Below are 6,526 nucleotides of genomic sequence, written 5' to 3' on the forward strand. Positions count from 1 at the left end.
TAGGTTTGCCTGAGTTGTCTGCGGAGAGGGCCCATGACCGACGACACCACCGCACCCCCCGGCGCGCCGCACCGCGCGCCGCGGCACCGAATAGTGTGGCTCGCCGCCGCGCTGGCCGTCCTGGCCGTCGCGGTGCTGCTGAGCCTCGCGGTCGGCAGCCGGAACGTCCCGTTCGGCGACACCCTGGACGCCCTGCTGCACGGCGGCGACACCGCCGACGCCGTGGTGATCCGCGAGCTGCGGGTGCCGCGCACCGTCGTCGGCCTGGCCGTCGGCGCGGCGCTCGGCCTGGCCGGGGCCGTCATGCAGGGCCTGACCCGCAACCCGATCGCCGACCCGGGCATCCTCGGCGTCTCCCAGGGCGCGGCGGCGGGCGTGGTGGTCGCCATCGCCGGCTTCGGCGTCTCCACCCTCACCGGGTACGTCTGGTTCGGCTTCGCGGGCGCGGTGATCGCCACCGTGATCGTCCACGGGCTCGCCGGGCGCGGCCGGGGCGGGGCGACGCCGATCAAGCTGGCGCTGGCCGGCTCGGCGACGTCCGCGTTCATCGCCTCGCTCAACACCCTGGTGCTGACCACCGACGCGGCCACCATGGACCGGTTCCGCTTCTGGCACGTCGGCTCGCTCTCCGGGCGGACCCCGGACGTCGCCTGGCAGCTGCTGCCCTTCCTGGCGGTCGGCACGGTGCTGGTCGTCGCGGTGGCGCGCGGGCTGGACGCACTGGCGCTCGGCGACGACACCGCGAAGGGGCTGGGCGCGAGGACCGGCCTGGTCCGGGCGGCCGGCGCGCTCGGCGCGACCGTCCTCACCGGCTCGGCGGTCGCGGCGGCCGGCCCGATCGCCTTCGTGGGCCTGGCCGTCCCGCACGCGGCCCGCGCCGTCGCGGGCGCCGACCACCGCTGGGTCCTGGCGTTCTCCGCCGTCCTCGGTCCGGCCCTGCTGCTGCTCGCCGACACCCTCGGCCGGGTCCTGTTCCCGCCGTCGGAGGTCCCGGCGGGCGTGATGACGGCGCTGGTCGGCGTCCCGGTGCTGGTGGCCCTGGTCCGCCGGCGGAAGGTGGTCGCCGCATGAACGCCTCCTTCTCCGGCACCCGCGGGGTGTCGTTGCCCGGCTACTCCGCGGTGCGGGCCGGGCGGGCCTCCTTCCTGCTGCACCGCCGCTCGGCGTTCGTCGCCCTCGGGCTGCTGGTGGCGCTCGCCGGGACGGCGGTGGCCTCGCTGTGCCTGGGCGAGTCCACCGTGTCGCCGGCCGAGGTGGTCAGGGTGGTGCTCGGGCAGCCGAGCCCGGACCAGCTGGTGGTCGGCGAGTTCCGGCTGCCCCGGGTGGTGGTCGGGCTGTTGGTCGGCACGGCGCTCGGCCTGGCCGGGGCGCTGATCCAGACCGTCGCCCGCAATCCGCTGGCCAGCCCCGACGTGGTGGGCGTGACCTGGGGCGCGACCGCCACGGTGGTCGGCCTGACGGCGTACGGCGTGGTCGGCTCGACCGGCCAGGCGCCGTACGCGGCGGTGGCCGGCGGCCTGGCGGCCGGGCTGCTGGTGTACGCGCTGGCCTGGCGGCGCGGCCTGCACGCCCAGCGGTTCGTGCTGATCGGCATCGGCATCAGCGTCGCCCTGTCCTCGCTGACCTCGGTGTTCCTCACCAAGGGCGACGGTTTCCAGGCCCAGGCCGCCAAGGTCTGGATGACGGGCAGCCTGAACGGCTCCGGCTACGACCAGGCCGGCCGGCTCGCCTGGGTGCTGCTCGCCTCCCTCCCGGTCGCGCTGTGGGCGGCGCGCGCCCAGCGGTCGATCTCCTTCGACGACGCGACCGCCGTGGGCCTCGGGCTGCGGCTGGACCGGATCCGGCTCGGCATGGCGCTGCTGGGCATCGTGCTGGCCTCCTGCGCGGCCGGGGCCGCCGGGCCGGTCGACTTCGTGGCGCTGATGGCCCCGCAGATCGCACTGCGGCTGGCCCGGTCGGCGCAGGTCCCGCTGTTCTGCTCGGCCCTGACCGGCGCGCTGGTGGTGGTCCTCGCCGACCTGATCGCCCGGCGGCTGCTGGCGCCGACCGAACTGCCGGTGGGCGTGGTGACCGGCATGGTCGGCGCGCCGTACCTGATGTGGCTGCTGATCCGATCCCGTCGTGGAGGTTCCTGATGTCCGCTCACCGTCTGGAGGCCCGGGGCCTCACCCTGGCCTACGAGGCGCGCACGGTCGTCGAGGGCCTGGACGTCCGCATCCCCGACGGGCGGGTGACGGTGATCGTCGGCCCGAACGCCTGCGGCAAGTCGACCCTGCTGCGGGCCCTCGGCCGGCTGCTGAAGCCGGTCCGGGGCGCGGTGCTGCTGGACGGCGAGGAGCTGGCGCGGATCCCGACCAAGCGGATCGCCCAGCGGCTCGGACTGCTGCCCCAGTCGCCGACCGCGCCGGAGGGCATCTCGGTGGCCGACCTGGTCTCGCGCGGCCGCCAGCCGCACCAGAGCTGGTGGCAGCAGTGGTCGTCGGAGGACGAGACGGCGGTCTCCGAGGCGCTGGAGCGCACCTCCACCGCGGACCTGGCCGAGCGCAGCATGGACGAGCTGTCGGGCGGCCAGCGCCAGCGCGCCTGGATCGCGATGGCGCTCGCCCAGGGCACCGACATCCTGCTGCTGGACGAACCGACCACCTACCTGGACATCGCGCACCAGGTGGAGGTGCTGGACCTGGTGCGCCGGCTGAACGTCGAGCGCGGGCGGACGGTCGTCGCCGTGCTGCACGACCTCAACCAGGCGGCCCGGTACGCCGACCACCTGGTGGCGATGCGGGACGGCCGGGTGGTGGCGCAGGGCGCGCCCGGCGAGGTGGTGACGGCGGAGCTGGTGCGGGACGTGTTCGGCCTCGACTCGGTGGTGGTGCCGGATCCGGTGACGGGCACGCCGTTGGTCGTTCCGGGTGCCCCGTGGGCGGCGACGGCGGTGGTGGACGCCTGACGGCAGGCACGACGTCACCGAAGCCACCATTTCGGACATAATCGACGGCACCCCGACCGCCTCGCTCACCGAGCCTCCCGAGGATCGCCGATGCACCGGATCGCCCGCCGTACCCTGCTCGCCGGCCTCGGCGGGGCCGCGCTCGCGGCGTGCACGGGCGGCGCCACGCGCCCCCCGGCTCCGGCCACCGCCGACGGGTTCGACGCCGGCACCGCGTCGGCCACCGCCTCGCCGACCGCCCCGCCGGTACCGCCGGTGACCGTGAACACCGCCACCGGGCCGGTGCTGGTGCCGGGCCGGCCGATGCGGGTGGTCGTGCTGGACACCGACGCGCTCGACTCCGCACTGACCCTCGGCATCACCCCGGTCGGCGCCGCCCTCCCGGCCCGCGACACCCGCTACCCCGACTACTGGCCGGCCACCCGGACCGCCGGGATCCGGCTGGTCGGCCCGGCCGGCTCGCCCGACCTGCCGACCGTCCGGGCCCTGCGGCCGGACCTGATCCTCTCCAACCAGACGCGCGACGGCGACCGGTACGACCAGCTGCGCGAACTCGCCCCGACCGTGCTCACCCAGACCACCGGCGCCCCCTGGAAGGCGAACTTCCAGCTGCACGCCCAGGCGTTGAGCCGGCAGGACGCCGCGGCGGCCTTCGTCGGCGCCTACCAGAAGCACGCCGGGCAGGTCGCGCAGGCGCTGGCGGCCGCGAAGCCGTCCGGGCGCAAGGTGAGCCTGGTCCGGTTCGTGGAGGGCGGCGGGATCCGGCTGTACGGCCGGCAGAGCTTCCCCGGGACGGTGCTCGCCGACGCCCAGGTCGGGCGGCCGGACCCACAGAACGTCGACCAGTCGGACTTCGAGGTCCCGCTCGACCAGATCGGGAAGGCGGACGGCGACCTGCTGCTGTACGCGGCCTACGGCGACCCGGAGCAGTCCGGCCTCGACGCCGCGCTGGCGAGCCCGGGCTGGCAGGCACTGGGGGCGGTCCGGGCGCACCGGGCGTTCCCGGTGGACGACCAGCTGTGGTTCCAGGGGATCGGCTACACCGGGGCCAACTACGTGCTGGACGAACTGCAGCGCTTCCTCGGGGCGTGAGCGGCGGCAGCCCGACCGGGAACCCGGTGGAGGGCCTGACCGGGAACCCGGTCGAGGGCGTGACCGGCGGCCCGGACGAGGACCCGGTCAAGGGCCTGATCAGCTGCCCGCTCGGGCACGATCGATCACGATTCGGCTCCGGCTTAGGCGCCTGACCTGCCGCTCCGTCAGAATGAGCCGAAAAATCACCGCTCACTCCCCGGGGGACGACACAGTGTCAACTACCGCAGCTCCACAGGCTCCTGCCCGCAAGGGCAAGGCCGCCGCCCTCGGCTGGATGATCAGCATCGGCTTCAACGTCGTCGCGCCGATCCTGATCTACAACCAGCTGCACGACCACGGCTACAGCGAATCCGCCGCCATCCTGCTCTCCGGCCTGGGCCCGGTGATCGACACCGTGATCTACCTCGCCTGGCACCGCCGGATCGACGAGTTCGCCGTGGTCTCCCTGGTCTTCGTCGCGCTGACCCTGGTCGTCGCGCTGGTCGGCCCGCAGGACCCGAAGATGCTGCTGGCGAAGGACTCCTTCGTCTCCGGCCTGCTCGGCGTGCTCTACCTGGTCTCGCTCGCCGCGCCGAAGCCGATCATGTTCTACTTCGGGCGCAAGTTCGCCACCGACGGCACGCCGGAGATGGTCGCCTGGTGGAACTCGATGTGGCAGTACCCGGGCTTCCGCAAGGTCCAGCGCAACCTCACCATCGTCTGGGGCGTGGCCTTCGTCCTGGAGGCCGTGCTGCGGATCGTGCTGGTCTACACCCTGTCGCACGGCACGGTGGTGACGGTCAACAACATCCTTCCGTACGTGGTGCTCGGTGGGCTGGTCTACTTCACCATCGCCTACGCCAAGCGGGCCAGTGCGAAGGGCCGGGCCGCGGCCGAGGCCGCCGCCGCGACGGAGGCCGCTCAGCCCGCCGCCGCGTAACGGGCCGGGGGCTCGCCGACGGCCGCGGTGAAGTCGCGGGTGAGGTGGGCCTGGTCCGCGTAGCCCAGTTCGGCGGCGAGTGCGGCCAGGTCCAACTCGCCGCCGCGACCGGCCCGTTCCGCCGCCTCGTGCAGTCGGGCGCGACGCAGCACCCACTTCGGGGAGGCACCGACGTACTCGGCGAACAGGCGCTGCAGGCGGCGGACGCTGAGGCCGAACTCCCCGGCCAGGTCGTCCACCCGGCACAGGTCCGGCCTGCCGGTGATCCGGTCCACCATCGCGGCGACCTCCTCGGCGACCGGGTCCGGGGCGGGCAGCCGGGGCAGCAGGAAGCCGTCCGCGAGGGCCGCCGGGTCGCCCGCGTCGCCGCTCAGCAGTGCCGCGTTGAGACGGTCTGCGGCGGCGCCGAAGAACTCGGCGGCCGGGACGGACCGATCGGCGAGCGCGCTCACCGGGCGGCCCGCGAAGGAACGGAAGGCGCCCGGGCGGAACTTCACGCCCAGCACGTGCCCGGCGCCCTCCAGCCGGCGGACGAAGAGCGAGCGGTCCACCCCGTAGACCCTGGCCCGCGGGGCCTCGAACACCAGGTGGACGTTGGGGTAGGCGAGCACCTTCTGCTCGTACGCGGGCAGGCCGCGCAGGTCCCAGCGCACCAGCCAGTAGTTCTCGACGAACCGCGCCACCCCGGGATCGGGCGCCGGCCGTTCCACGCCGATCAACTCGGCCGCCCGGGCCGGGTGCAGCACGCCGCGGCCGAGATCGGGAGAGTCCGCAGAGTCCATGACGGCCAGGCTAGCGTCGCGTTTCTTCAAGACCGGGGAGCGGGGCGCGGCGGACGATCGGGGGCATGAACGTCCACCCGATGCACCCCTTCCTGGCCCGCGCCGCCACCGCCGCCGCCGGAGTCGCCGCCGCCGTCCCGGCCGACCGGCCGCTGGACGCCCCGACGCCCTGCACGGACTTCGACACCCGGGCGCTGATCAACCACTGGGTGCTCTACACCTCGCACGGCCTGGAGCACCGCGCCCGGCGCACCGAGCTGCCGAAGGAACTGGTCGAGCGCGACTTCGCCGCCGAGCCCGGCTGGTCGGCCGACTACGCGGCACAGCTGGAGCGCGCCGTCGCGGCCTGGGCCGACCCGGCCGCCTGGGAGGGGGACGTCGACCTCGGCGGCTCCCCGGTGCCGGCGGTGGGGATCGCCCGGATGCTGGTCCTGGAACTCCTCCTGCACGGGTGGGACGTCGCCCGCGCGACCGGCGTGGAGATCGAGGTCGACGAGGAACTCGCCGTCCTGGTCGGCGAGATCGTCGCCGAGAACGCCGAGCTGTACCGGCAGTACGAGGGCTTCGCCGGGGCGGTGGCACTGCCGGACGACGCCCCCGCCTGGGACCGCGCGCTGGCCGCCTCCGGCCGCGACCCGCACGGGAAGGGCTAGGACTGGGCCGGCACCTGCCGGCGTCGGGGGGGGGGGGGGGGCCCGCGGGGGGCGCGCGCCGGGGGGGGGGGGCGCGCCCCCCCCCCGGCCGGAGTGGGGGGCGGGGGCCGGGCCCCGCGGGGCGGGCGGC

The 6,526-nt window shown here is 75.0% G+C and carries 8 protein-coding genes; 7 read left to right on the forward strand and 1 reads right to left on the reverse strand.

Annotated features, from left to right (window positions below):
* Positions 1-33: 33 nt before the first annotated feature.
* From ACFV0O_RS32120 to ACFV0O_RS32145, 6 genes are all read left to right on the forward strand, one after another.
* On the forward strand, positions 34-1,071 hold the full coding sequence (locus tag ACFV0O_RS32120; RefSeq protein WP_380347286.1) for a FecCD family ABC transporter permease: 1,038 nt from the start codon (positions 34-36) through the stop codon (positions 1,069-1,071).
* On the forward strand, positions 1,068-2,135 hold the full coding sequence (locus tag ACFV0O_RS32125) for a FecCD family ABC transporter permease (protein WP_380347287.1): 1,068 nt from the start codon (positions 1,068-1,070) through the stop codon (positions 2,133-2,135). Before ACFV0O_RS32120 ends, ACFV0O_RS32125 begins: the two co-directional genes overlap by 4 nt.
* A complete protein-coding gene (locus ACFV0O_RS32130) occupies positions 2,135-2,947 on the forward strand; it encodes an ABC transporter ATP-binding protein (RefSeq protein ID WP_380347288.1) in 813 nt (270 codons plus the stop codon). The genes ACFV0O_RS32125 and ACFV0O_RS32130 overlap by 1 nt, the downstream gene beginning before the upstream one ends.
* 90 nt (positions 2,948-3,037) lie before the next feature.
* Entirely contained in the window at positions 3,038-4,039 is a 1,002-nt protein-coding gene (locus tag ACFV0O_RS32135) for an ABC transporter substrate-binding protein (protein ID WP_380347289.1), read from the forward strand.
* On the forward strand, positions 4,036-4,194 hold the full coding sequence (locus ACFV0O_RS32140) for a hypothetical protein (RefSeq protein WP_380347290.1): 159 nt from the start codon (positions 4,036-4,038) through the stop codon (positions 4,192-4,194). The genes ACFV0O_RS32135 and ACFV0O_RS32140 overlap by 4 nt, the downstream gene beginning before the upstream one ends.
* Positions 4,195-4,253: 59 nt before the next feature.
* Positions 4,254-4,961, forward strand: a complete 708-nt coding sequence (locus ACFV0O_RS32145; protein WP_380347291.1) for a VC0807 family protein — start codon at positions 4,254-4,256, stop codon at positions 4,959-4,961.
* Here ACFV0O_RS32145 and ACFV0O_RS32150 read toward each other — a convergent pair.
* On the reverse strand, positions 4,943-5,743 hold the full coding sequence (locus tag ACFV0O_RS32150) for a DUF6597 domain-containing transcriptional factor (protein ID WP_380347292.1): 801 nt from the start codon (positions 5,741-5,743) through the stop codon (positions 4,943-4,945). The two genes, ACFV0O_RS32145 and ACFV0O_RS32150, sit on opposite strands and share 19 nt — an antisense overlap.
* A gap of 65 nt (positions 5,744-5,808) precedes the next feature.
* Here ACFV0O_RS32150 and ACFV0O_RS32155 point away from each other — a divergent pair, with 65 nt between their 5' ends.
* Entirely contained in the window at positions 5,809-6,396 is a 588-nt protein-coding gene (locus ACFV0O_RS32155) for a TIGR03086 family metal-binding protein (protein ID WP_380347293.1), read from the forward strand.
* Positions 6,397-6,526: the final 130 nt, after the last annotated feature.

This window comes from Kitasatospora sp. NPDC059577, from assembly GCF_042735475.1.
Classification (GTDB): Bacteria; Actinomycetota; Actinomycetes; order Streptomycetales; family Streptomycetaceae; genus Kitasatospora.